Origin of the sequence: Marinobacter guineae (assembly GCF_002744735.1) — a bacterium.
Classification (GTDB): Bacteria; Pseudomonadota; Gammaproteobacteria; order Pseudomonadales; family Oleiphilaceae; genus Marinobacter; species Marinobacter guineae.
On the sequence record NZ_KZ319339.1, the window covers coordinates 1,483,529 to 1,504,643 of the forward strand.

The following is a 21,115-nucleotide window of genomic DNA, read 5'->3' on the forward strand; positions in this document are numbered from 1 at the left end:
CACGATGTCTGAATCACCCGCTAGCATTTTGCTGATCGACGACCACCCCCTTCTTCGCCAGGGCATCAAACAGCTCATCGAAATGGAAGACGATATGATGGTTGCCGGCGAAGCAAGCAACGCCGCCGACGGAATTCGCCTGGCCACTGAGCTGGAGCCGGACCTGATTCTGATGGATCTGAACATGCCGGAAATGGATGGCATCGAAGCCCTGAAAAAACTGCGCGAACAGAACATCAGCTCCCGCATCATAATGTTCACGGTCTCCGATCAGGAAGACGACGTAGTGGCAGCACTGCGGGCCGGAGCGGACGGCTACCTGCTGAAGGACATGGAGCCGGAAGACATGATCACCCAGCTTCATCAGGCGGCCGTAGGCAAAATGGTCATCAGCGACCGCCTGACAACACTGCTGGCCCAGGCATTGCGCTCCAACAAACCCCAGCAGACCTCACGTCCGGATTTTGACAGCCTTACGCCCCGGGAAAAGGATATTCTCCGCCTGATTGCCGAAGGCCTGTCCAACAAGATGATCGGACGCAAACTCGATATCAGCGACGGAACCGTAAAGGTCCACGTGAAGCATCTGCTAAAAAAGCTGAACTTGCGCTCGCGGGTAGAAGTGGCGGTGTGGGCGGTAGAAGAAGGGCTGCATAAGGGCTGAGTTATATCAAATCGTTCCGGCCACCTTTGCTTTACTCTGGGCGGGTTTTCTGACCGCCCGGAGTAAACCATGGCCTTTTCGCTACCTCCCATTGCCACCTTCAACAGCCTTCTTTTTGAGCAAACACTGTCGGTTCTAAGGGAGTACTTGCCCTCCCCCGCGCCAGTGCTTGGTGTCATTGATCGCAGAATCCCCATGCCCTTCAAACAGTTGGCTCTGGAGGCGCCGCTCAATCACCTTTTTGCTCAAGCGATCAATGACGGAGAATTTGAAGACTTCGAATGCCGCCGTATCCGGCTGGAAGTCAGCGGCGGACAACCGGGCATCACCATTGGATTCTGGGCGGGCCGGCTGCGTGTGATCGATGGTCCAGGAGAGGCGACGATCCGGGGCTCGTTAGCGGCATTTAAAACCCTGGCGGAGCGTCAGCAGGACCCCGACCAGCTGTTTTTCCAGCGGCGCCTGATAATCGAAGGAGACACCGAGCTCGGGCTGGCATTGAAGAACTTGCTGGACAGCCTGGAATGGCAATTTACTTTTCGCCAGATGATTTCCAACTGAAACCAGCATTGATAACAGTCAATAGTAATGAATGTTAAAAACGCCCCCTGACCGATGAAATTACCCCCTTCCCGGGGAAGAGCCTGAAAGGCCGGGAAATTTACCCGAAAGCCTCAGAAATTTAGTTCAAAAGTACCATTTATTTACAACTCTTCAAAAACCTAGAGTGAAGAAGAGCTGGGATAACCCTCGCTCTTAACATTCATAACAAATATTGGAGAAGGGTATGAAGTGGACTGATCCAGATTTTAAAGACCTGAGACTCGGCTTTGAAGTAACAGCCTACGTTTACGTTCGTTAACTACCCAATCCTGTTCCCGCCAGTGCTCCTGCTGCGGGAACAGTTTCCGAATGTGCACCACCTCATCAGTGAGACACACCATGGCTGATTCAAACAATCACAACAGCATGTACCGATTCAGCATCGCTCCGGTCTTCATGTTCCGATGGGAAGAATCCCAGCAAGCCCATGTACTGATGTATCCTGAAGGTATCGTCAAGCTGAACACCACCGCCGGCGAAATTCTGACCCGCTGCAACGGGACGAACACGGTCGACGACATCGTTCACCAGCTGTCCGAACTGTTCTCCGAACAACCTGAATTCATCGAACCCCGCGTTCACCAGTTTCTGGAGGTGTGCCATGGCAAAGGCTGGATCCAACCTCAATCTTGATGGCCAGGGCAACCCGGTATGGCTGCTTCTGGAACTGACCTACAAGTGTCCTCTCAAGTGTGCCTTCTGCAGCAACCCGACTGATCTCGATACCCATGAAGATGAGTTGACTACCGCCGAATGGAAAAAGGTGATGCATGACGCCCGCAACATGGGTGCCATGCAGATCGGATTTTCTGGTGGCGAACCCACCTTGCGCAAGGACCTGGAAGAGCTGGTAGCAGACGCCAACGATCTGGGTTATTACACCAACCTGATTACCTCCGGCATTGGCCTTACCCGCAAGCGGCTGGAGAACCTGAAAAAGGCAGGCCTTCGTCATATCCAGCTTGGCTTCCAGTCAAGCGACCCGCAAACGGCCCACTGGCTTGCCGGCGTCGACTGCTACGAGAAGAAAATCAACATGGCCCGCGAGATCAAGGCCCTTGGTTTTCCAATGGTTCTCAACGTTCCCATCTCCAGCGTCAACATTCATCAGGTACCTGAAGTTATCCACTTGGCCGCTGACATTGGCGTTGAATACCTGGAACTGGCCAATGTGCAGTACTACAACTGGGCGTTGGTGAACCGCGATCAATTGATGCCTACCCGGGAAGCGCTGAAAGCAGCAGAGGCACAGGTTGCCGAAGCCCGCAAGCAGCTCGGCGACAGGATGACCATCTTTTTTGTCATTCCCGACTACTACGAGGGCCGCCCTAAGGCCTGCATGAATGGCTGGGGCAGCATTCACCTGACCATCGCACCGGATGGCGTGGTACTTCCGTGCTCGCAGGCGCGCTCACTGCCCGGGCTCAACTTTCCCGGTGTTCGCGATCACAACCTCAGATGGATCTGGCACGAGTCCGAGAGTTTCAACCTGTACCGGGGAGACAGCTGGATGAAGGAGCCCTGCCGCAGTTGCTCCGAGAAAGAACAGGATTTCGGCGGCTGCCGTTGCCAGGCCATGCTGCTGACGGGCGATGCCGCCAACGCAGATCCTGCCTGCAGCAAATCGCTCCACCACCATATTGTACAGGAAGCCGTGACCAGGGCCCTTGCCACGAAGCAGGACCACAACAAGCTTATTGCCCGTGATGTGGGCTGGGTACCAACGGAGGTGTGATATGAAGTTACCTCACGATTCACTGGCCGGAACACTGGCCACAGGAATTGCCCTGACCGTTGTGCTTTTTCTGGTCACGGATGCCTGGATTCAGGCGGGTCTGACATGAGCTGGACATTGATGGATATCGCCCTGCGCTGGCTCCACATCGTGTTTGCGCTGACCTGGGTAGGTCATAACTATGCTAATGTGGTCAAGACTCCAAGGTTCATCCCCTTGCGCATTGATCCTGATGAGGGAAGCGATCGCTCTTCCGACCTGACCCGGCGCATGCACCAGGAACACGGCACCTTCCGCTACGCGTCCCTGGTGGTTCTCGCCACAGGTGCCCTCATGCTCTGGAATCGCGGCATTCTTACGGATGTTCTGATGCTTCAGGGCCACCATACGGTTATTGGTGTCGGTGCCTGGATCGGCATCATCATGGTGCTGAATCTCTGGTTCGTGCTCTGGCCCCATCAGAAGAAAGTGCTGGGTTTTGTACCGGCACCGGCCGCAGAACGTATCCGCTGTTCACGAGTCACATTCTTGGCGTCCCGGACCAACACCATCCTCTCTTTCCCGCTGATTTTCTTTATGGCTGCCGCAAGCCACGGGCTGGCGCTGTTCTGATGGTCTGCGGGGAAGGCGTCTATAACTTTGCCGCCGGGCCGGCCACCCTGCCCCCAGAGGTTCTGGAGCGGGCCCGGGCAAGTCTGTCCGACTGGCAGGGGCTCGGTTATTCGCTACTGGAGGCACCATTCACCGGTGATGAATTCAAGGCCTTGATGGACATCACCCGGCTTCAGGTGAAAACAGCCCTGGCGGTGCCGGACCGCTACCAGGTGATTTTTCTGCAAGGTGGCGCATCGGCACAATTCTCGCTGGTTCCGCTCAACCTGTTACCGCCCAAGGCCACTGCAGGCTATGTGGAAACCGGCCACTGGTCGGCCAGGGCACTGGAGGAAGGGCGCCGATACGGCAACAGCCACCTGGCCGCCAGTACCCGGAAAAGTGGTTTTGATCGTGTGCCTGCGGTTTCAGAATGGGCGTTGAGCGACGACATCCACTATTGCCACATAACCCCCAACGAGACCGCCAATGGCGTCCAGTTCCCGGAAGACCCGGATTGTGGCGAGATTCCTCTGATTGCCGACATGACCTCCGAGTTTCTGTCGCGCGCTGTCGATATCGAACGTTACGGCATGATCTACGCAGGAACCCAGAAGAATCTGGGCCCCACCGGCCTGGTCATAGCCATCATCCGCGAAGACTTGCTGGGCCAGGCACGGCCGGAAACCCCGACGGTATTCAACTATCAAACACAGATTGAACACCAGAATCATATTAACACACCGCTAATGTTCGGCATTTACCTGGTTCACCTGATGCTCGACTGGCTTGAAGAGCAAGGCGGTGTCAGCGCCATCCATCCACACAATATTGTTCAGAGCGAGGCGCTCTACCGAATCATAGATGAAGACGACTTCTTTTATTGCCCGGTGATGCCAGAGTACCGTTCCATCATGAACGTGTGCTTTGGCACCCGGGATGAAAGCCATCAGCAACGGTTTCTTGCCGAGGCTGAGGCAATGGGGCTGATGAACCTTGCCGGGCACAGCCACGCGGGCGGACTTCGCGCCAGCCTCTACAATGCCCAGCCGGATGCCGCAGTCGCAGCTCTGGCCTCGTTCATGACCAGTTTTCGCAAACGTTATGGCTAACCTACTCGCCAGACTGGCCCGTACCCGCGAACAGGCCTTTATGAGTGCCTGCAATCAGGCCAGCACCCCTTTACCTGCATGGAAACACCTGGCAGAGCGTGTTTCTCCCGTCAACTGCATGGGCCTTGCCTTCCCCAACCGTCTGGGCATTGCCGCTGGTTTTGACCGGGCCGGAAAACTGGGACGGCGTGCTGGCAACCTCGGGTTTGGAGCGATTGAACTGGGCAGCTGGGGCCGGGAAAACTGGCCGGAGAGGCTCCCTTCCAAAAACCCCAAAACATTACTCGGCACCCGGCTGGGGGTTCGACTGGCGGCAACAAAGCCGGAATCACCGGAGCAGGAAACCGCACAACTCATTCACCTGATCGAGAAGGCCTGGATTACGGCCGACTATTTGACCATAGCTCCTGACTGGTTTCAGCAGCCTGCTCCCTTCCAGCAGCTTCACACCAACCTGCGCCGATTGCGGGAAGCCCAGCAGGCACTGGAAAGTCAAACCCGGAAATTCTGCCCCATCGTTTACAAGCTTCGGGTAAAACCGGGAAATGAAGATGCCTGCAACCTCGTGCCATACCTCGGTTGCCAGGGAGTCGATGGCATCCTGATCAGCTTCGACTTCGGCAAACCAGTCATCTCTGCCCATTACCGCCAGTGGCAGGATCCTGTACTTCAGGCCAACACCTGCCGCACCATTGAGGCCTGCCAGCGTCATCTTAAAGGGAGCTCAGCTCTGCTGACCAGTGGTGGGGTGTGTTCGCGCCAGAACTATCTGGACCGGCTCCATGCCGGTGCCGATCTGGTACAACTGCACAATGCGCTTGTGTTCGAAGGACCTGACATTGGCTGGAAACTCAGTCAATAACCTGAACCAAAGGCTCAACTGAAACACGCTCCTGCAAATGGCCGAACGGATGGAGTTCCAGCCCGTGTTCCCTGGCCTTTTTCTCAAAACCGACCCGGCCCTTTTCGGCAACACAGACCAGTAGGCCACCACTGGTCTGGGGATCAAAAAGCAGCGTCTTGTCCAGGTCTGTCAGGCCCTCAAAGGCGTCGCTCAACGAGGCGGCATTTCGATGGGTACCACCGGGAATGCAGTCCGAATCAATATAGCGTGCGATATTGGGTATCTTCGGCACTGAGTTCCGATTTATTGTGGCACTAACACCGCTGCCACGGCAGATTTCCAACAAATGGCCGGCAAGACCGAAACCGGTTACGTCCGTCATGGCATGCACCTCGTCCACAGAAGCGAAGATCTCACCCACTTTATTAAGGGTACACATGGTTTCCACGGCGGCGGCCAGATCAGCGTCATCAATCCGATGTTTTTTCAGCGCACTGGTCAGAATTCCCACACCAACTGGCTTGGTAAGGTACAGAAGGTCGCCCGGTCGCGCGGTATCATTACGAACGATTCGATTCAACGGCACCTGACCGGTAACGGCTAACCCGAAGATCGGTTCAGGCGAATTGATGCTGTGCCCTCCGGCCAGCGCTATTCCGGCGTCGGCGCATACTGCCCGACCTCCCTCGATAACCCGCGAGGCAATCTCCGGCGCCAGCCGGTTTACGGGCCAGCCCAGTATCGCAATTGCCATCAATGGCTTCCCGCCCATGGCATAGACATCACTGATGGCATTTGCAGCTGCAATCCGACCGAAGTCATAGGCATCGTCCACAACGGGCATAAAAAAATCTGTAGTGCCAATAATGCCCAGACCGTTACCAACATCAATGACAGCAGCATCATCCCGGCTGGCATTGCCAACCAGAAGTCGCGGGTCGTGATAATCGGGGGTTGTGGTGTGGAGAATGCGCTCCAGCACGTCCGGCGCAATTTTACAGCCGCAGCCAGCTCCGTGACTGAATTCGGTAAGTCGCGTTGACAAAACACTGTCCCTTATTGATTGCCGTCTATTGAGGCGGTGTTGAGTTCACTGCCCATTGGGGAAAAGGCTTCCAGCGGGCAAGCCAGTTTGCCAATTTTTCCGGGGCTATCGGAGGCGATACCCCATAGCCTTGAGCGAACTCACACCCCAGACTCAGCAATACTTCCCCCTGTTCTATGGTTTCCACGCCCTCGGCCATCAATTCTCTACCGAAAACCTGGGATAATCCGATGATACCTCTCAAAATCGAATAATTTTCCTCAGTGTCATCCACACCACTTACGAATTCTCGGTCGATCTTGAGGGTCTGGACGGGCAACTGTTTTAGATAAGAAAGCGATGAATACCCGGTACCAAAATCATCCAGTGAAAAAGTGACACCCAGTTGTCTGCACTCGTCAATAATACTCACAACCTTATCAAGCTCACCCAGCGTGGCCGACTCCAGTATTTCCAGGTCAAGGCGAGCTGGATCCAGATCGGGGAACCTTGCCAAATTATCCCGAAGCCCCTCAGCGAACCCCGATGCCTGCAACTGGATTGCAGCCACATTGAGACTTATGTCCATGTGAATTCCCTGGCTGTCCCACGCACGCATCTGCGTTAATGCTTCAAATAAAACCCACTCTCCTACCTCCACCATTAGAGGGTGGTGTTCAATCGCGGGCAAAAACCCGTCAGGGGATAAAAAACCCAGATCTGGGTGCTGCCAGCGAATAAGTGCCTCAACCCCTTTCACTTCCCCAGTCCTCAGACTTACTTTTGGCTGATATAAAAGCCTGAACTGACCGTATTCCAGCCCCTTCCTGATGTCCAATAGCAGCCGCTGGCGGGACCTGTCTGCTTTTTTTTCACCTGCATTCGGGAACAGCCAGTTTCCTTTAAGCTCCTGCTTGGCGCGGAAAAGTATATGGTCTGCCTGGCGTAGAAGCATGTCGGCATCTTCGTCGACGTGCTCCAGCTCATTATCAGGGAACAATACAATCCCTGCGGTAAAAGACACCAACGCCGAGCCGGCTCCCAGATCGAAGGGCTGGCGGCCAGTCAGCTGCAAAGCAGCCAGCCTGATTTCCACCTGACTGGCATCTGGAAGAAGCAGTGCGAACTCATCTCCACCGATTCGGGCGAGAGCGGCATCGGGAGGCAGTGCATCCAGCCAGCGCCGGGCAAGTAACCCCAACATACGGTCAGCCGTTTCTACCCCAAAACGCGCGTTAATCTCGTGAAAATTGTCCAGGTCTATGGAAATCAGCGCTGCGGAATCATTTTCCAGATTGTCACCGTCAAGCAGCTCCCGAATGAACCGTGTGATACCATTCCGGTTCCACAAACCGGTGAGCGGATCTGCGTAAGCCAGGAATTCTACCTGTTTCTGATGGTCACTTGCCTGGTCCTCCAGTGCCCTGGTCAACCGCTCGCTCTGCAGGCGCTGCAATTCGTCTTCAGCTTTGTGTCTGGCCATTTTTTCCCGCATCAGCTGAATTGTGCTGACTGACAGTTTCCCGTAAATCTCAAGCAATGCGGTTACCAGAACGGAGACGGAACCACTAAGTTCAGAATCGACCTGCTCTCTGGCCTCCTCCATATTCTTGCCTGCCTTCATGGCTTTTATTGTAAGAGCCATGCGCCGGTCTGATTCAAGGATGTGAAAAGCAAGCCAACGAGTCAGAAAATCGAAAAGCTCTGCCAGAACATCTTCTTCTGGTGCTTTGCTTTGGCGAAACATCTGGATCCGGGCAAAAAACATCTGGTGTGAGTCGTGATGGTTACGAGCCATCTCCGACTTGCCAAGGCTTTCCGCCCAGGCACCCTCCTCATATTTGAAATGATAGGAGGCATAGGCAAGAAGCTCATCAAGCAGGTGCAAACCATCCCGTTCCGAGTTACTGGATGCAAAATGCCAAGCCAGACGGTTCAGAATATTCACGAGTACCCGATGCTGCTCATCAATGTCTTCCAGGCCCGTCTCGAAATTACGATTCCAGGGAAAGATCTCGAAGGCATCAATCTCGCTCTGCCAGGACATTGTCACCGTTAAACTCGCTCCCAATTACAAAAGGTAAGGCAATAATTGAAAGCCTAGCTTAAATTTACGGCTCTGATTTTGCTGTATATCAGAAGCACAACTCTTATCTGGTCGCCCTCACCAATCATAACAGCTCAGATCAGCCCCAACTCCAGCCGCGCTTCCTCATCAAGGCTGTCGTAGCTCCAGGGAGGATCAAACACGATATCCACCTTGCTGGCTTCGACGTAAGGAACCTGCAATAACTTGTCTCTCACATCCCCGGCAATAATGTCACCCATGCCGCAGCCCGGCGACGTCAGGGTCATTTCCACACGCACGCAATGGCTTTCCTGGTCAATATGCAGTTCGTAGATGAGTCCCAGGCTGACGACATTTACCGGAATCTCAGGATCGTAGACCAGCCGCATCGCGTCCCAGCATTGCTGATCACTGATCCGTCCATCCTCCGGGGGCTCGAACAGGATGGCGTCCGATTGAAAGCCCAACTGGCGGGTAACTTCTGGCGACAGACGATACAGATTGCCCTGGTAGTTAACGGTAAAGCTGCCACCGAGCGCCTGGGTTATCGAGACGGACGCCCCCTCCGGAAGAGTGACCGACTCTCCGGACGGTACCCGCAAGGCGCTACAGTCTTCCGACAGAACAAACGTTTTGGGTGGCTTTGCCGGTTTTTTCGAATTCGGCGCCTTGATCGTCAGGGTCTGCAGGTTGCCTTCTCCATGAAGGCCGATCTGCATATCCTGCAGATAGGGTACGCTCGCCGCTTCGAAAAACAGGGGCAGATCGTCAAAGTCTCTTCTGACATCATCCGGCGACTCTTCACCCGGTGGACAAAAGGCCAGGCAGGTCTCGGCATGCTGCGTACCGCCCTTCTCCACATAAACACGCGCCGCCATTCCCGGTACTTTCTGCTTCGCCAGTAAAGAAACCAGATAGTCACGGGCTTCTGATGTCACTTCAGCATTGATGTTCACGATCTGTCCGCCTATTCCTGTACAGAGAAAATAAAATTCATCCAATCGATTTCTTGCTTAAGCTGACGGTCGGGCAATGTCCTTTGGGTTCCGACTTTGCGAATCTTCTCTGCGTTTTTCACGTTCCCGCTTCAGCTGGTTGGATTTGCATTCGTTACTTACGAGATCCAGCCACCTCAGGTGCTGATCCCAGATCGGGTCTTTGGTTTGCTCGGGCTTGTTGCTTTTCATCGTTACCTCTCCCTGCACTGAGAAAATGAGAACAATTCTTGACACCTATTAAAATGCATTATATATATATCTTAAAGCAGAAGAGGAGGATCAGCAATGAACTATCAACAAACACCGATTGAAGAGTTAGACACAGATGTGCTGCTGGAGCTCATATTACTGGGCTACGATGCCGGGCATCTGGCAAAACTGCCCGAGCTTCACCGGCTTGCCCGCAAGATCGAGGCGGTGCACAGGGCAAACCCTGACGTTCCAAAAGGCATCACGTTGGCCATCAAAAAGCTGGAGCACAGGCTCACCGACCACATTGAGCGGGAGAATGCCTACGTGCTGAAGCGGATGGAGCATGACCAGCCACCGAACCCGGACACGCCTATCGCTCAAATGAACGAAGAGCATTCCCTCATCAAAAAGCAACTGAACAAGCTACGCCAGATGACCCGGAACTACCGGGCTCCGGAGTCTGCCTGCCGCTCCTGGCAGCGGTTTTACCGGGAGCTGAAAGCGCTGGACTTCCGGTTGTCTGAGCAGATCTACCTGGAACGGGATGTGCTATTTCCGAGATTTCAGTTCTGAACAAGGGCTAAGGCACCGTAGGAGATTCACCGCAGGAGACTGAAGGAATTGTCTGCTAAGGTTGATGTCATATCCTTTATTAGCGCAAAAGGTGAACTCATGGCCAACTTCACGGTTCGACTCTACCGCTACAACCCGGAACAGGATGAAATACCTTACAACCAGGATGTCGAGGTTGGCGACGAGTTCCGGAACCGCATGGTGCTGGATGTACTGGAACACCTGAAAACCCGGGATACCACACTGGTGTTCCGGCGCTCCTGCCGGGAGGGCGTTTGTGGTTCAGACGGGCTCAGTATAAATGGCCGCAACGGCCTGGGCTGCATTACCCGGGTTGCCGATGCCCTGGGCAAGAAAGACGTGCTGGAGATTCGCCCACTGCCGGGCATGCCTGTGATCCGGGATCTGGTGGTGGACCAGTCACTGTTCTTCAAACAGTATGAACGTGTTCAGCCCTGGCTGATCAACGACACGCCAAATCCGGCGATCGAAAGGTTGCAGAGCCCGGAAGACCGGGCAAAGTTGGACGGGTTATACGAGTGCATTCTCTGTGCCTGCTGCACCTCCGCTTGCCCATCCTGGTGGTGGAACCCGGAAAAGTACATCGGGCCGTCGGGATTGCTGCAGGCGTACCGGTTTTTGGTGGATTCCCGGGATACCGCCACTCGTGAGCGCCTGGAGAAACTCGAAGACCCGTTCAGCGTGTTTCGGTGCCGAGGCATTGGCAACTGCACGGCGTACTGCCCGAAGGGCCTCAACCCCATGAAGGCCATCGGTCACATCAAAACCATGTTGCTGCGAGAACAGATCTGATTGGCCATGGCCAGGATTGCCCACGAAAAAGAGGCTCTGCTGGCGGTCGACAATACTTTCGCCTCGCCAATTAACCAGGGTCCGCTGGCGCTGGGCGCAGATCTGGTTGTTCACAGTGCCACCAAGTACCTGGGAGGCCATAGCGATCTGACCGCTGGTGAGCAGATGACCGGATTCGGGGGGATGATGACCATCGAGATCGCCGGTGGTGGACAGACAGCCGCCGCCGTTGCCGACAACTTGCGGATTTCCCTGCTGGCAACCAGCCTCGGCGGCGTGGAAAGCCTGGTCAGTCAACCGTCTGCTACCAGCCACCATGCCATTGGCCGGGACGAGCGGGAAAAACGAGGGATCAGCGACGGCATGCTCAGGTTATCCATAGGCCTTGAGGACCCGGAAGATTTGATTGCAGATTTGAAGCAAGCGATAGATAAGGCAATAGCCAGTGGCTATTCCCTGCCTTGATTCACGTCTCTGGACCAGGCACCCATTGATTTATCCTTAAGAAGATGGCTTAGCCCTCTAAAACTCCGATGACAACGCTCTTCTACCCGAGGGTCGGCAATGGCCGGCAACTCCAACTCTTTTTGTCCACAGAACCGTAACCGGAATCTGCGTTTTGGGGCGGCTCCTGTCACGACGTGACGGCCCGAGTAGCCGTCGGATCACCTTGGTGCATCATCGCCGACCAGCGCTAACACGATCTAATTTCAGTTCACATTGACAAAAGTCATTCTCAGATATTGCCCCTATTAATGTATTTAGAATACATTATTTCAGGTACAACTTACTGCTGACTATCCGCGGACTACAGAAAGGAAAATTGAATATGATTCAACCAAAACTCTTCCATCTGTCGACAGTGACATTGCTAGTGGGTGTCATCTCGGGATTTTCCAGCCCGGCATTGGCTGAAAAAACTGCAAAACAATTTGTTGAGACAAACTGTGCTGGCTGCCACGCACTTAGCGAACCCGAAAGTTCTACGACAACCCGAATTCGTGAACGCAAGGCCCCCGACCTCTATTACGCGGGCAACAAATTTCAAGAAGACTGGCTCATTCAGTGGCTGCAATCACCGACCAGAATTCGTCCGGGAGGAACCTTCTTCGGGCAAAACGTGGTGGCAGCTGAAGACCGCGACATCGTCCCCAAAGACAAGTTGCCCGAGCACCCCGCCTTCAATGCATCAGAGGCTGAGGTCGCGGCATCCTATCTGATGTCGCTGACCCCCTACGATGAGCTGATATCGAGTACCGCTTATGTGCCCAAGCCCATCTCCGGAGCCATGGGGCGCATGAACTTTACCAAGTTCAAGGGCTGTGTGGCCTGCCACGAATTGGAGAAGGGGTATGGAGGGATATCAGGCCCTGAAGTTCATACAGCTGGATCCCGGCTGAAACCCGAATTTCTCTATAGCTTTATCAAGAACCCTCAAGCCTGGGCACCTAAAACTTTCATGTCGAACCTGCACCTAGACGATAGTGAGGTTCAAAAATTGTCAGACTTTATCACCACACTGTCGAAGGAGTGAGCATATGCATTTTCTGACTCGCATTATATTAATCACTTTGATCTCCGCCCCTGCCCTCGCCGAATCCGAGGCAACGGGAAAGCAGCTTTACAACACATACTGCACACAGTGCCACGGCATATACGGCGACGGATGGGGTGTTAACACAAGAGATATCGAAGTACTACCCAGAGACCACACAGATTCTGGAGAGATGTCTGCGCGCTCTGACCAGGAGCTGTTCAAGGCCATAAAGCACGGCGGGCAAGCTGTAAACAAATCCATTCTGATGCCCAACTGGGACGCCAACATGTCAGACGCCGAAATCGACCGAGTAGTGCGCTATTTGCGAGAACTGTGCAACTGCGAAGCTCCTTGATTACCCCATAGCCCGGAATACGCATACAAGGTTACCGAATAACGTTTATTAATAACGACCTAAACGATGTACAGGTTTTACATTGAAGGAGTATACGATGATGTTAACTACGGCAAAACCGCTCTTCGCGGCAGGCACTCCACTAGCCGCCCGGATCGCCCTTGCTCTCGCTGCCATTGCCTTAACAGGGGTATCCGCTCCAGCGTGGTCCGAAACACACCAGTTTCAGATGACGATTGAGGAGGGGGAAAAAGAAATAGCGCCAGGATTCAGTGCAAAGGTTTGGGCCTATAACGGTCAGGTCCCTGGGCCTCTTATCCGGGTCGAGGAGGGAGACACAGTGGAGGTAGAACTCACCAATATGACGACTCTGGCCCATACCATCCACTGGCATGGTACCTACCAGACCGGTACGTGGCGGAATGACGGTGTCCCTGATGTGACTCAACAGGCCGTTCAACCCGGGGACTCGTTCACTTACAAGTTCGTTGCCGATAAGCCCGGAAGCCTCTGGTATCACTGCCACGTGAATGTCCCGGAACACGTTGGATTACGCGGGATGTGGGGGCCCATGATTGTTGACCCCAAAGAACCAGTGGCAATCGAAAACGAAGTCACCAAAGAAGCCATCCTGATGTTTTCCGGCTGGAACGAAGACGTCGCTCAAACATTCGGCAAAGGCGGGCACCCGACCGAGAAACTCTCTTATTTTTCAATTAACGGCCAATCGTTTCCGAATACCCAACCATTAAGAGTCAAGGAAGGCGATGTTCTCCGCCTGCGCCTGTATGCAACCGGTATTGAGACAGCTTTCCATCTGCATGGACACGACATGCTGGTCACGCACAAAGACGGCCTGCCATTGGACTCCCCGTTCTGGGCGGATGTGGTGGATATCAATCAGGGCGAACGGTACGACGTAATTGTCAGGATGGACAACCCCGGGCGCTGGATTGCCCATGACCACATAGAGCACCACGTCAGTAACAACGGAAAAGTGCCTGGTGGTGCGGTCATGATCGTCGAGTACGACAGCATCGAAGATGATGATTGGTATGTCTGGAAAGATAAATCCTACGATCCCAACTTTTACTACACCCAAAGCTTGGCCGAAGGCAGCGGTCTCTTCAACCACAAAGGCTTCGAGGTCCGGAAAATAGAAAACGATAAATCCTCAGATCGTGGCAGGAGCCGCGGCAGAAGTCAGTCCAACTAACACGTAAAAACCAAAGGAGAGAAAAATGTCTATTTTCAAATCAATTAAACAGGTTACCGCGGCTATCGCAGCGGCTGCGATACTGGCATCTCCCGCGATGGCTGAAGTGGTAAAGGTCGAGATCCCGGTCATTGAGAAAGAAATCGCGGTGGATAACAAAGGAACGATGCAAACCATGTGGACTTTCGGGGGAACCGTTCCCGGTCCCGTTGTGCGCGTAAAGGAGGGAGACATCGTCGACTTCACTCTTATCAATGAGGAAGGAAACAAACAAAGTCACTCTATGGACTTCCACGCCGCAGCTGTTGACGTCCTGGACGAATTTGCAGCTGTGAAACCTGGGGAGAAAAAGCATTTCAAGTTTAAAGCTACCAGCCCAGGCGTGTTCATCTACCATTGCGGTGCTGACCCCATGGTTGAGCATATAGGGCGAGGTATGTATGGCGTCATTATTGTCGACCCTAAAGAGGGGTATGGGGAAAACTATCCAAAACCGGACCGCGAGTACGTCATCGTCCACAGCGATCTGTTTGAGCCTGGCACCACAGCAGAACAGATGCTGGAAGGAGACGGTTGGACCAGTACTTTAGTGAACGGCAAGGCGTTCCACTATGACCCCCTGCATGACCCAAATGCTAGCTTAATGCTGCAATCCGAGCCCGGGGAAAGGGTACGGTTCTACTTCGTGAACGCCCACGTCAATAAATCAGTTGCCCTCCATCCGATTGCGGGGATTTGGGAACGCGTTTATAACAGTGGCCACCCATTCAACCTCGAAAAAGGGATACAAACATATCTCGTACCGGCAGCGTCCGGAGCTACTCTTGATCTGGTTAGCCCTTCTGATCGTGACACCAACAACGCCATCGTAGATCACCAGATGAAGGGAGCTCTGAACGGCGGCATAAGCGTCTTGATGAATGCTGAAGGGGCGGACCCTTCACTTGGCAAGAAAGGAAACATTCTGATTCGATGACCCCTCGCCTCCCTCACTGGCTATATTGAAAGCCAGTGAGGAGGTTTTCGCCGGCCCCGATCCGGGCCGGCTTTTTTGCTCTCACAGGCTTATTGATGTATACAAAAAGCATCGTATGATTTTATGCAACTGCCAACCAGGTGAAACGATGCAACTAAAAACGTATACGGATTTTGGTTTGAGGGTCTTGGTCTATGTCGGAACCCGACGAGGTAAGTCTATCCCCCGACGGGAAATAGCGACAGCCTACGGCATCTCTCCGGAACACTTACGCAAAGTCATTCATCGTATGAGCACGCTGGGGTACGTAAAAACGACCCAGGGTAAGTCCGGCGGAGTTATGCTCAGCCGTTCGCCTGGATTGGTTCGGTTAGGGCAATTCGTACTCGAAATGGAGGAAAACATGGAAATCATCGACTGCAACAAACAAGAATGCCCGCTCCAGGGGGGGTGCACCATCAAAAGTGCAGTCAGTGCTGCACGCGACGCTTTTGTTGCCACGCTCAATGAATACACTCTCGCTATGTTGCTGGATGATTCCAAAATGGTGGAGCGCCTGCGCATGGTGGGACCTTGAGGGTCGATCATGAATATAGCAGCAGCGCCCAACCGTTTTGAATATCCGACCCTGAAGCGCCTTTTGCAGGACGATCCGGTATTCGCTTGCTTAAGGACCAAGGACTTCTCCATTCTCTTGAAAGATGTCCGAAGGCATTCGTTTTCTCAGGGAGAAACGATTTTCACTGAGGGGATGGAGGCGGACCGTTTTTTCCTGATTGTTGCAGGCGAAATAGAGGTATTCCGCGCTACACCCGGGGGTGACGAAAAATTGTTTGGTTACTATCGAGACGGACAACTCGTCGAACTCTATTCAATGTTCATGAGAACTCCGGTGTTTTCCCTGAATGGCCGCGGTACCCAAGATGGAATTGCCTATAGCTTCGATGAAAAAGCACTTTCGGAGATCGCTCAGAAAAACCCTGACTTAACTCGAGGACTCCTGCAGCACATGAGTCAAAAGGCCCACGCCTACATGAACCAGGTCGATTTTTTCACTGGCAGTAATGCCGAACAGCGACTGGCTGCATTCCTTCTGTATCTTAGCGACTTACAAGACGGCACAGAACTGACCCTTCCCTGCCACCAAAAACAAATAGGTTCCCGCTTAGGGATACGGGGCGAGACAGTCTCGCGCGCTTTCGGGCGGTTTAAAATAAAAGGCATCATAGAACAGAAGGGTAGTCAGCTGCAGATTCTCGACCGCCCTGCCCTGGAGCAGATACTGGGAGTGGAATATAGAAACCTGGAGATGTGGACCTGATGTCTCACATGCCCCCCACCAATTAAATTGGAGGACGCCACAGCGCAGGCGATTCTCAACCCAGACAAAGCCTGACCGGGTGAAGCGGATCTGTCATCGCAGGTTTGACGTTATGCTTGCGACACCAACCGACGCAGCCGCGTCATGACATCAAGATTGTTAATTTCCATGGCCTCCAGTGCTTGCAGTGCATCCTCGGGCCGATTTTCATGATGTGCTCTCACGGCTTCGATCGCATAAACATGAACCAGACGGTGAGGCTCTTCAATGGCCCGAAAATCCAGCCGGCCGGCGTATTGTTCATTGCCGTCTCCCTGGTAGTACCACCGGCCGAGCCGGCACTCGGTTTCTGATGGCAAGGTGTCTGCTTTGCGATCAGATAACCCGGCCAGAATCTGATATACGGTCAGCTTGATTTCCAGCTCCTCGAGATTGGCGAGCTCAATCTCCGCCAGCAACGCGGCATTCCCCAATGCAGTTGACGAAGTACCTGCCAGATCAATCAGCGACATGAGCCGATCCCTTGCAGTTTCCGCCTCCGCTGCAAGCTCTTCCATTTCCTCACTGCTTGCCTTGCTGGCACCTGATACGGTGGAGGTCTGGGTGCGAATACGGCTGATGGCATCATCGATTTGCCGGGTTGCTTCCCCCGCCCGAAAGGCCAGATTTCGGACTTCCGTTGCCACCACGCTGAATCCCCGGCCATGCTCGCCGGCCCGGGCCGCTTCGATACTGGCGTTCAGAGCCAGCAGTGAGGTCTGATCGGAAACACCATCAATAACGTCCACCAGCGAAATTATGCCGCCGGTCTCTTGCTCCAGCGCCTCGATCTGGCCTGCTGAACTCACCACTCTTTGTCGGGCGCCACCCAGTTTCTGAACCAGCATAGCCATGCCATCGCGCACGCGGCCAGATTCGTCCCGCGTCTTCAATGCTTCGCTGCGACGGGAGCCCAGCAAATCCGATAATTCACTGAAAGACCCTTTGAGCTCGGTCAGTGATGAGCCAAATTGGCCAAGCCCGGCCATTAATCGCCGACTGAGCTGAAGTTCCGCCCGGCTCTGCGCCAGAGCACAATGCTCCTCTTCCAGTCCCGCCTCCAGGCTTCTCTTCTGTTCACTGACCTCAGCAAACGCCTCCTTCAATGCCGACAGCTCCGATTCCAGCGCCTCTGCACGCTTTGTGGACGGCCAAAAACTCATAGTGTTACTCCGGCTCATTTATTAGATTTATATTTTATACATGTTTAAAAATGAGACTGTACGGATTTGTAACAACACACTTACTGCGTGGAGTAATGCGGTGATCTGAAACGGTCAGAACCGATCGTTCAGAACAAAGTCCCGAAGGGCAACGGCATTATTGTGCTCGGTATCTTTCGCAGCAAACACCAGCGTTATGCGGTCACAATCTTCAAGCAGCTTTTTAAGTGCTTCAAGATCGTCTCTGGCGTCGTCTGATGTCAGCTCGTTAAGATACCGCTCCCGGAACTCTGACCATTTCTCCCGATCGTGACCGAACCACTTCCGCAATTCGGTGGAGGGTGCCAGCCCTTTCAGCCAGCAGGCTATATCCGCATCTTCCTTGGAAACCCCGCGGGGCCAGATGCGGTCAACAAGCACTCTGGGGCCATCTGAGCGTGCCGGCTCTTCATAGGCGCGTTTCAGGCGGATATCCATGACTTCTCACCTCTGTAAACATTGCCTGATCTTTATGAACCTGGCGGACAATTGACCGTTACCGTGACCTAGCTGAGCGGTTTCTCTTCCTTGAACCCGAGCTTCCTGAGAATCACCATGGCCGGGCACCATTTGGTGAATGCAGATTGGATCAGGTTCACTGCAATGAACCCGGTAAACAGAAGCCAGTATGGGCTCACATAATGGGCGAGCAGAATGGATACCAGCGTAAACACGCCTGCCATCAGGCGAAGACCTTCGTTGACTGTCATGGCACACCTCCTTGAGAACGTATGGAAATACCTTTTACCCAATAACATGGTTACGCAATGACATGCATCACTTTTCCCGATTAAAGGGATCGAAATGCCCAGCCAGGATAAACTCCTTAAGTGCTACAGCGTTGTTGTGTTCGGTGTCTTTCTCCGCAAATACCAGCGTGATGCGGTCATGTTCTTCCCTGGCAACACCCCGCGGCCAGATACGATCCACAAGTTCGCGCGGGCCGTCTGAGCGGACAGGGGCTTCGTAGGCGCGGTTGAGTCTGATGTCCATAACCTCGCTCCTTCGTCTGCTTCGTCATATCGTCAAGAACAGGGCCACAGAAATCACCTCACCCGACACCCGTTGGGCTTTACCTGACCAGCCCGCCCAGCCAAGGCTCCAGTACTCGCAAACGAAGTGCCAGAACCAGTGCCACTGCCACTGCCATCATTACCACCGCCAGAATGCCGGAATACTGAACAAAGACAGCACGGAACGAAAAGTAACCAAACGGACCCACCCAGAGGCTGTCAGCTGCGAGCCAAGCCCCGCTGATAAACGCAATTAACCCCCAGAAAAATAATGAGATACGCGACATAGCAATTTCCCCTGCATTGCCATTAACTGATAGCAAGCTACACGCATTCCTGAGCCGGACGATTGCGCTAAATCAAGCTTCGGCAAATTTACATGACCTTTACTTCATGGCAGGGAAACCGCCTCAACATCAGTCAGATTAAGTGAAAACCAGGTTGCTCTTTGCAGGGCTAAAGGCTAGATTCATACGAAATCCTGCAAATATCACCCGAGCCAACTGATTTGTACGTTTTCCCCTCTCTGACTGTTTTCCGGAACGCCTCTCATGGCAAATCCGGCCACGCCAAAGCGTTACTTTCCTGACGCTGGGTCTGCGCGTAGGAACGACTCAGCACCAGCCCCCGAACTATCTCGGCTAATTTTTTTTTGGAGGTCACTATGTCTGATTTGCCCGCTATCACTGTTGCCGAAGAAGATTACAATCGCCTTGCCACGCTGCTCGAGAAAACCACCGATCCCACCGGCGTAGCCGATGGACTTGAAGAAGAACTCAGCCGTGCCGACTTGCGGCCTTTGTCCGAGATACCGGAAAACGTTGTGGTGATGAATTCCATGGTTCTTTTCGAGGATCAGGACAACGGAAAGCAACATCGGCTCGAGCTGGTCTACCCTCACCAGGCGGACGGCAGTCCCGACAAGATCTCCATCCTGGCGCCCGCCGGGGCTGCAATGATCGGTCTGAGTGTCGGTGACAGTATTGAATGGCCGGTGAAAGGCCGTAACCCGCTGCACCTGAAAGTGGTGCAAGTCACCCGACCCGACTGAAAAGTCGGGTCATTCGAGTATCAGCGGGGTGACCACACCGCCACCAACCATCAGCATCGCGAACAGGCAGAGAGCCAGAACAAAGGGCTTCACACCAAGGCTCCGCAGGGCTTCAAGCCGGGTCTGGTAGCCGAGTGCTGCCATGGCCATGGTCATGGCCAGCTGGCCGCCCATTATCAGCCCCTCCTGGATCACCTGCGGTATGGCAAGGACACTGTTCAACCCGACGATCGCCAGAAAGCCGAAAGCGAACCACGGAATGACCAGCTGGTTGTTCCCGGGTTGGCCCTCTGCGCTGCTCTTGCGGCTCTTGGCCCAAAGCTGCCCTACCACCAGAAGAAAGGGCACCAGCAACATGACACGGACCAGTTTGACAATCACGGCATTGGTCAGTGCGCCGGTGCCGACTGCGCCGCCCGCAGCAACCACCTGAGCCACCTCATGAACTGTTGAACCGATGTAAACGCCGTACAGCCCCTCGTCCCAGCCCAGCAAGGGATAAAGTGCCGGATAGGTAAACATGGCAATCGTCCCGAACAACACCACAGTCGCCACGGCCATGGAAGCGGCGGCCGGTTTTGAACGTATTGCACTCTCGGTGGCCAGTACCGCCGCCGCTCCGCAAATGGCACTGCCGGCACTTGTCAGTATGGCTGTGTCCCGGTCGAGCTTCAGCCATCGGGTTCCAAGCCAGTAGCCAACCACAGTGACAGAGAGGACAACGAGGGCATCGAGAATCACGACCCTGGCCCCGAGGGCAGTCAACTGCTGGATGGTAAGAGAGAAACCGAACAGGACAATGCCAGTCCGGAGCAGCCACCGCGATGCAAAGCCGAGGCCTTTGGCAACGTCGGTAATGCGCTTGCCCGCTATCGTATTACCCAGTACCAACCCGAGCAGAAGCGCGAATACCAGTGGCCCCAGCCCGGTCGCCTGGACCGGTGGAAGAGCGGCCAGCCCATAACCGGCCGCCGTCAACGCACTGCATAGAATCAACCCCTTGAACATCATCACCACCTAACCATTTGATCTATCCTTATTCTATTTCCATTCCACTTATTCAATAAATTGTTTTTCTGTCTAACTTTATCCGGATATATCGATATAAAACTGTCGAATATACTCCCGGACATAGCCCTATAGGGCCTTCTCTCCCAGGCAAAGCGGGTAACTGAACACCCACCCGAA

General features: G+C 53.9%; 28 protein-coding genes. 18 read left to right on the forward strand and 10 right to left on the reverse strand.

Features of this window, described 5'->3' with window-relative positions; all coding sequences use genetic code 11:
• Positions 1 to 4: 4 nt before the first annotated feature.
• From narL to CLH62_RS06905, 8 genes are all read left to right on the forward strand, one after another.
• Positions 5 to 664, forward strand: a complete 660-nt coding sequence (gene narL / locus CLH62_RS06870; RefSeq protein ID WP_099617355.1) for a two-component system response regulator NarL — start codon at positions 5 to 7, stop codon at positions 662 to 664.
• Positions 665 to 733: 69 nt separating this feature from the next.
• On the forward strand, positions 734 to 1,225 hold the full coding sequence (ubiT, locus tag CLH62_RS06875; protein ID WP_099617356.1) for a ubiquinone anaerobic biosynthesis accessory factor UbiT: 492 nt from the start codon (positions 734 to 736) through the stop codon (positions 1,223 to 1,225).
• Positions 1,226 to 1,451: 226 nt separating this feature from the next.
• Positions 1,452 to 1,526 carry a pyrroloquinoline quinone precursor peptide PqqA gene (pqqA, locus tag CLH62_RS21635; protein ID WP_099617646.1) on the forward strand — a complete coding sequence of 25 codons (75 nt, stop codon included), beginning with the start codon at positions 1,452 to 1,454 and terminating at the stop codon, positions 1,524 to 1,526.
• An 80-nt stretch (positions 1,527 to 1,606) separates the two neighbouring features.
• A complete protein-coding gene (pqqD, locus tag CLH62_RS06885) occupies positions 1,607 to 1,900 on the forward strand; it encodes a pyrroloquinoline quinone biosynthesis peptide chaperone PqqD (RefSeq protein WP_211285663.1) in 294 nt (97 codons plus the stop codon).
• Positions 1,869 to 3,002 carry a pyrroloquinoline quinone biosynthesis protein PqqE gene (gene pqqE / locus CLH62_RS06890; RefSeq protein ID WP_099617357.1) on the forward strand — a complete coding sequence of 378 codons (1,134 nt, stop codon included), beginning with the start codon at positions 1,869 to 1,871 and terminating at the stop codon, positions 3,000 to 3,002. The genes pqqD and pqqE overlap by 32 nt, the downstream gene beginning before the upstream one ends.
• Before the next feature lie 105 nt (positions 3,003 to 3,107).
• Complete coding sequence (locus CLH62_RS06895) at positions 3,108 to 3,614, forward strand: urate hydroxylase PuuD (RefSeq protein ID WP_099617358.1); 507 nt, start codon at positions 3,108 to 3,110, stop codon at positions 3,612 to 3,614.
• Positions 3,614 to 4,705: a 3-phosphoserine/phosphohydroxythreonine transaminase gene (gene serC, locus CLH62_RS06900; RefSeq protein WP_099617359.1), complete on the forward strand. Its 1,092-nt coding sequence runs from the start codon at positions 3,614 to 3,616 to the stop codon at positions 4,703 to 4,705. The genes CLH62_RS06895 and serC overlap by 1 nt, the downstream gene beginning before the upstream one ends.
• Positions 4,698 to 5,567, forward strand: coding sequence for a phosphoserine aminotransferase (locus tag CLH62_RS06905; RefSeq protein ID WP_099617360.1), 870 nt, complete (start codon positions 4,698 to 4,700; stop codon positions 5,565 to 5,567). Before serC ends, CLH62_RS06905 begins: the two co-directional genes overlap by 8 nt.
• Here the strand turns inward: CLH62_RS06905 and selD are convergent.
• The 4 genes from selD to CLH62_RS21085 all read right to left on the reverse strand — a co-directional run bounded on the left by selD (position 5,557) and on the right by CLH62_RS21085 (position 9,828).
• A complete protein-coding gene (gene selD, locus CLH62_RS06910; protein ID WP_099617361.1) occupies positions 5,557 to 6,594 on the reverse strand; it encodes a selenide, water dikinase SelD in 1,038 nt (345 codons plus the stop codon). The genes CLH62_RS06905 and selD overlap by 11 nt on opposite strands.
• 25 nt (positions 6,595 to 6,619) lie before the next feature.
• Positions 6,620 to 8,620, reverse strand: a complete 2,001-nt coding sequence (locus tag CLH62_RS06915) for a putative bifunctional diguanylate cyclase/phosphodiesterase (RefSeq protein WP_099617362.1) — start codon at positions 8,618 to 8,620, stop codon at positions 6,620 to 6,622.
• 134 nt (positions 8,621 to 8,754) lie between these two features.
• Positions 8,755 to 9,597, reverse strand: coding sequence for an iron-sulfur cluster assembly protein (locus CLH62_RS06920; RefSeq protein WP_099617363.1), 843 nt, complete (start codon positions 9,595 to 9,597; stop codon positions 8,755 to 8,757).
• 57 nt (positions 9,598 to 9,654) lie between these two features.
• A complete protein-coding gene (locus CLH62_RS21085; protein ID WP_170005761.1) occupies positions 9,655 to 9,828 on the reverse strand; it encodes a hypothetical protein in 174 nt (57 codons plus the stop codon).
• Between the two features lie 96 nt (positions 9,829 to 9,924).
• Between CLH62_RS21085 and CLH62_RS06925 the strand changes: the two genes are divergently transcribed.
• The 9 genes from CLH62_RS06925 (at position 9,925) to CLH62_RS06965 (ending at position 16,622) form a co-directional block, all read left to right on the forward strand.
• Positions 9,925 to 10,404, forward strand: a complete 480-nt coding sequence (locus CLH62_RS06925) for a hemerythrin domain-containing protein (protein ID WP_099617364.1) — start codon at positions 9,925 to 9,927, stop codon at positions 10,402 to 10,404.
• A 99-nt stretch (positions 10,405 to 10,503) separates the two neighbouring features.
• Positions 10,504 to 11,217, forward strand: a complete 714-nt coding sequence (locus tag CLH62_RS06930; RefSeq protein ID WP_099617365.1) for a succinate dehydrogenase iron-sulfur subunit — start codon at positions 10,504 to 10,506, stop codon at positions 11,215 to 11,217.
• A 6-nt stretch (positions 11,218 to 11,223) separates the two neighbouring features.
• On the forward strand, positions 11,224 to 11,682 hold the full coding sequence (locus CLH62_RS06935; RefSeq protein WP_099617366.1) for a PLP-dependent transferase: 459 nt from the start codon (positions 11,224 to 11,226) through the stop codon (positions 11,680 to 11,682).
• A 364-nt stretch (positions 11,683 to 12,046) separates the two neighbouring features.
• On the forward strand, positions 12,047 to 12,751 hold the full coding sequence (locus tag CLH62_RS06940) for a c-type cytochrome (RefSeq protein WP_099617367.1): 705 nt from the start codon (positions 12,047 to 12,049) through the stop codon (positions 12,749 to 12,751).
• A gap of 4 nt (positions 12,752 to 12,755) precedes the next feature.
• Positions 12,756 to 13,109 (forward strand): c-type cytochrome, encoded by a 354-nt coding sequence (locus CLH62_RS06945; RefSeq protein WP_099617368.1) that lies wholly within the window; start codon positions 12,756 to 12,758, stop codon positions 13,107 to 13,109.
• Positions 13,110 to 13,191: 82 nt separating this feature from the next.
• Entirely contained in the window at positions 13,192 to 14,325 is a 1,134-nt protein-coding gene (locus tag CLH62_RS06950; RefSeq protein WP_228152784.1) for a multicopper oxidase domain-containing protein, read from the forward strand.
• 25 nt (positions 14,326 to 14,350) lie between these two features.
• Complete coding sequence (locus CLH62_RS06955; RefSeq protein ID WP_099617369.1) at positions 14,351 to 15,301, forward strand: multicopper oxidase domain-containing protein; 951 nt, start codon at positions 14,351 to 14,353, stop codon at positions 15,299 to 15,301.
• Positions 15,302 to 15,449: 148 nt separating this feature from the next.
• Positions 15,450 to 15,878, forward strand: coding sequence for an RrF2 family transcriptional regulator (locus tag CLH62_RS06960; protein ID WP_170005762.1), 429 nt, complete (start codon positions 15,450 to 15,452; stop codon positions 15,876 to 15,878).
• A 9-nt stretch (positions 15,879 to 15,887) separates the two neighbouring features.
• The gene (locus tag CLH62_RS06965; protein ID WP_099617371.1) at positions 15,888 to 16,622 is read left to right on the forward strand and encodes a Crp/Fnr family transcriptional regulator; all 735 of its coding nucleotides are present in this window, start codon (positions 15,888 to 15,890) and stop codon (positions 16,620 to 16,622) included.
• Positions 16,623 to 16,732: 110 nt separating this feature from the next.
• Here the strand turns inward: CLH62_RS06965 and CLH62_RS06970 are convergent, their stop codons facing one another.
• The 5 genes from CLH62_RS06970 to CLH62_RS06990 all read right to left on the reverse strand — a co-directional run bounded on the left by CLH62_RS06970 (position 16,733) and on the right by CLH62_RS06990 (position 19,163).
• On the reverse strand, positions 16,733 to 17,824 hold the full coding sequence (locus CLH62_RS06970) for a methyl-accepting chemotaxis protein (protein ID WP_170005763.1): 1,092 nt from the start codon (positions 17,822 to 17,824) through the stop codon (positions 16,733 to 16,735).
• Positions 17,825 to 17,938: 114 nt separating this feature from the next.
• Complete coding sequence (locus CLH62_RS06975) at positions 17,939 to 18,301, reverse strand: DUF488 domain-containing protein (RefSeq protein ID WP_099617373.1); 363 nt, start codon at positions 18,299 to 18,301, stop codon at positions 17,939 to 17,941.
• A 68-nt stretch (positions 18,302 to 18,369) separates the two neighbouring features.
• A complete protein-coding gene (locus tag CLH62_RS06980; RefSeq protein WP_099617374.1) occupies positions 18,370 to 18,573 on the reverse strand; it encodes a YgaP family membrane protein in 204 nt (67 codons plus the stop codon).
• Positions 18,574 to 18,640: 67 nt separating this feature from the next.
• Positions 18,641 to 18,856 carry a DUF488 family protein, N3 subclade gene (locus tag CLH62_RS06985; protein ID WP_099617375.1) on the reverse strand — a complete coding sequence of 72 codons (216 nt, stop codon included), beginning with the start codon at positions 18,854 to 18,856 and terminating at the stop codon, positions 18,641 to 18,643.
• 79 nt (positions 18,857 to 18,935) lie between these two features.
• Positions 18,936 to 19,163, reverse strand: a complete 228-nt coding sequence (locus CLH62_RS06990; RefSeq protein WP_228152785.1) for a hypothetical protein — start codon at positions 19,161 to 19,163, stop codon at positions 18,936 to 18,938.
• A 377-nt stretch (positions 19,164 to 19,540) separates the two neighbouring features.
• Here CLH62_RS06990 and rnk point away from each other — a divergent pair, with 377 nt between their 5' ends.
• Entirely contained in the window at positions 19,541 to 19,927 is a 387-nt protein-coding gene (rnk, locus tag CLH62_RS06995; RefSeq protein ID WP_099617376.1) for a nucleoside diphosphate kinase regulator, read from the forward strand.
• A 9-nt stretch (positions 19,928 to 19,936) separates the two neighbouring features.
• On the opposite strand, the gene CLH62_RS07000 is transcribed toward rnk, so the two are convergent.
• Entirely contained in the window at positions 19,937 to 20,935 is a 999-nt protein-coding gene (locus tag CLH62_RS07000) for a YeiH family protein (RefSeq protein ID WP_099617649.1), read from the reverse strand.
• Positions 20,936 to 21,115: the final 180 nt, after the last annotated feature.

Excerpts from the sequence above, each read along its gene's own strand:
- narL (WP_099617355.1), top strand. The coding sequence starts at position 5 with ATGTCTGAATCACCCGCTAGCATTTTGCTGATCGACGACCACCCCCTT.
- ubiT (WP_099617356.1), top strand. The coding sequence starts at position 734 with ATGGCCTTTTCGCTACCTCCCATTGCCACCTTCAACAGCCTTCTTTTT.
- pqqD (WP_211285663.1), top strand. The coding sequence starts at position 1,607 with ATGGCTGATTCAAACAATCACAACAGCATGTACCGATTCAGCATCGCT.
- pqqE (WP_099617357.1), top strand. The coding sequence starts at position 1,869 with ATGGCAAAGGCTGGATCCAACCTCAATCTTGATGGCCAGGGCAACCCG.
- CLH62_RS06895 (WP_099617358.1), top strand. The coding sequence starts at position 3,108 with ATGAGCTGGACATTGATGGATATCGCCCTGCGCTGGCTCCACATCGTG.
- serC (WP_099617359.1), top strand. The coding sequence starts at position 3,614 with ATGGTCTGCGGGGAAGGCGTCTATAACTTTGCCGCCGGGCCGGCCACC.
- CLH62_RS06905 (WP_099617360.1), top strand. The coding sequence starts at position 4,698 with ATGGCTAACCTACTCGCCAGACTGGCCCGTACCCGCGAACAGGCCTTT.
- CLH62_RS06915 (WP_099617362.1), bottom strand. The coding sequence starts at position 8,620 with ATGTCCTGGCAGAGCGAGATTGATGCCTTCGAGATCTTTCCCTGGAAT.
- CLH62_RS21085 (WP_170005761.1), bottom strand. The coding sequence starts at position 9,828 with ATGAAAAGCAACAAGCCCGAGCAAACCAAAGACCCGATCTGGGATCAG.
- CLH62_RS06925 (WP_099617364.1), top strand. The coding sequence starts at position 9,925 with ATGAACTATCAACAAACACCGATTGAAGAGTTAGACACAGATGTGCTG.
- CLH62_RS06930 (WP_099617365.1), top strand. The coding sequence starts at position 10,504 with ATGGCCAACTTCACGGTTCGACTCTACCGCTACAACCCGGAACAGGAT.
- CLH62_RS06935 (WP_099617366.1), top strand. The coding sequence starts at position 11,224 with ATGGCCAGGATTGCCCACGAAAAAGAGGCTCTGCTGGCGGTCGACAAT.
- CLH62_RS06940 (WP_099617367.1), top strand. The coding sequence starts at position 12,047 with ATGATTCAACCAAAACTCTTCCATCTGTCGACAGTGACATTGCTAGTG.
- CLH62_RS06945 (WP_099617368.1), top strand. The coding sequence starts at position 12,756 with ATGCATTTTCTGACTCGCATTATATTAATCACTTTGATCTCCGCCCCT.
- CLH62_RS06955 (WP_099617369.1), top strand. The coding sequence starts at position 14,351 with ATGTCTATTTTCAAATCAATTAAACAGGTTACCGCGGCTATCGCAGCG.
- CLH62_RS06960 (WP_170005762.1), top strand. The coding sequence starts at position 15,450 with ATGCAACTAAAAACGTATACGGATTTTGGTTTGAGGGTCTTGGTCTAT.
- CLH62_RS06965 (WP_099617371.1), top strand. The coding sequence starts at position 15,888 with ATGAATATAGCAGCAGCGCCCAACCGTTTTGAATATCCGACCCTGAAG.
- CLH62_RS06970 (WP_170005763.1), bottom strand. The coding sequence starts at position 17,824 with ATGAGTTTTTGGCCGTCCACAAAGCGTGCAGAGGCGCTGGAATCGGAG.
- CLH62_RS06975 (WP_099617373.1), bottom strand. The coding sequence starts at position 18,301 with ATGGATATCCGCCTGAAACGCGCCTATGAAGAGCCGGCACGCTCAGAT.
- CLH62_RS06980 (WP_099617374.1), bottom strand. The coding sequence starts at position 18,573 with ATGACAGTCAACGAAGGTCTTCGCCTGATGGCAGGCGTGTTTACGCTG.
- CLH62_RS06985 (WP_099617375.1), bottom strand. The coding sequence starts at position 18,856 with ATGGACATCAGACTCAACCGCGCCTACGAAGCCCCTGTCCGCTCAGAC.
- CLH62_RS06990 (WP_228152785.1), bottom strand. The coding sequence starts at position 19,163 with ATGTCGCGTATCTCATTATTTTTCTGGGGGTTAATTGCGTTTATCAGC.
- rnk (WP_099617376.1), top strand. The coding sequence starts at position 19,541 with ATGTCTGATTTGCCCGCTATCACTGTTGCCGAAGAAGATTACAATCGC.
- CLH62_RS07000 (WP_099617649.1), bottom strand. The coding sequence starts at position 20,935 with ATGTTCAAGGGGTTGATTCTATGCAGTGCGTTGACGGCGGCCGGTTAT.